The organism is Sellimonas catena (assembly GCF_027924685.1).
GTDB classification, from domain to species: Bacteria; Bacillota; Clostridia; order Lachnospirales; family Lachnospiraceae; genus Sellimonas; species Sellimonas catena.
This window is the reverse complement of the sequence record NZ_BSBO01000093.1, coordinates 1-1345: the sequence shown is the minus strand read 5'-3', so window position 1 is coordinate 1345 and position 1345 is coordinate 1. Positions and strand designations below refer to the sequence as shown.

The window sequence follows — 1345 nt, the reverse complement described above, 5'->3', positions numbered from 1 at the left end:
TGGTGCTAGTATATAAATAGTGCAAGTCAAAATGAGAAAATTCCAAATAGACAATACATGATATAATAGAAATATCGTACTGAAGGAGGATCTCATTATGGCAAAGCAACATGACAAACAGTTTAAACTGGATGCAGTCCAGTATTATTTCGATCACAAAGAGCTTGGTGTCCGTGGCTGTGCTCAAAACCTCGGTGTGGGTTACAGCACTCTGACAAAATGGCTGAAGGATTTCCGGGAGTCTGGCGATATCCCTGTTCGTGGCTCCGGTAATTACGCCTCTGATGAGCAGAAAGAGATTGCCCGTCTGAAACGCGAACTCCGTGATGCCCAGGATGCACTTGATGTGCTAAAAAAAGCTATCAGCATTCTGGGAAAATAACAGAAGCCATTTATCTCGAGGTTTCTGAAAAGACGGAAGCTGCCAGAAAACAGAATCGCCGGGTCTCCGTCTCCGGAATGCTGAAATATTTAGGCGTTTCACGGTCTGGATATCGTTCATGGCTAAACCGTACTCCTTCTGATACAGAAAAACGCAGGGAATACATAAAAGCCAAAATACAGGATATTTATGATCAATCGAAGCAAAACTACGGAGCCCCAAAAATCACCAGAAAGCTACGTCAGAAGGGGGAGACCATCTCAGAGCGTACTGTCGGAAAATATATGAAGGAAATGGGAATTAAAGCCCAATGGGTGAAACCATGGACGATCACTACCATAGATTCCGATTTCAGTAACGAACTTCAAAATATCCTGGATGAACAGTTTACTCCTGATCGTCCAAATGCGGTATGGTGCAGTGATATCACGTATATCTGGACGACAGATGGCTTTGTCTATCTGACAAGCATTATGGATCTGTTTTCCCGTAAGATCATTGCCTGGACACTCAGCCAGACTTTAGAGGTATCCTGTGTGATTAATACCATCAATAAAGCGAAAGCCAGACGGAACACGAAGTTGCCGTTAATTATCCACAGTGATAGAGGAAGGCAGTATGTATCCCAGGCATATCGGGAAGCCACTGCAAAAATGCAGCGCAGCTACTCGAAAAAGGCTTTCCCATGGGATAATGCATGTATCGAATCGTTTCATGCACTTATCAAACGGGAATGGCTGAACCGGTTTAAAATACGTGATTATCAGCAGGCATATCGTCTGATATTCGAGTATATTGAAGCCTTTTATAATACCAAACGTATTCATAGTCATTGCGATTACATGTCACCAAATGACTTTGAAAAACTATATGAGCAGACACAGACAAACGAACTGCTCTTAGTAAGTTAAGATGAGGATAAATTTCTCATTTTAACTTGCGCTAAATCTTGACATAGGACCA

The 1345-nt window shown here is 42.2% G+C and carries 2 protein-coding genes; both read left to right on the top strand.

All coding sequences use genetic code 11. The features are described from left to right. Positions 1-97 precede the first annotated feature (97 nt). Entirely contained in the window at positions 98-382 is a 285-nt protein-coding gene (locus tag Selli1_RS18175) for a transposase (protein WP_207752756.1), read from the top strand. After that, a complete protein-coding gene (locus Selli1_RS18170) occupies positions 379-1293 on the top strand; it encodes an IS3 family transposase (protein WP_087168885.1) in 915 nt (304 codons plus the stop codon). The genes Selli1_RS18175 and Selli1_RS18170 overlap by 4 nt, the downstream gene beginning before the upstream one ends. The last annotated feature ends 52 nt before the right edge of the window (positions 1294-1345 follow it).

What these genes read in the sequence shown, in the direction of transcription:
- Selli1_RS18175 (WP_207752756.1), top strand. Translation starts at nt 98, where the DNA reads ATGGCAAAGCAACATGACAAACAGTTTAAACTGGATGCAGTCCAGTAT.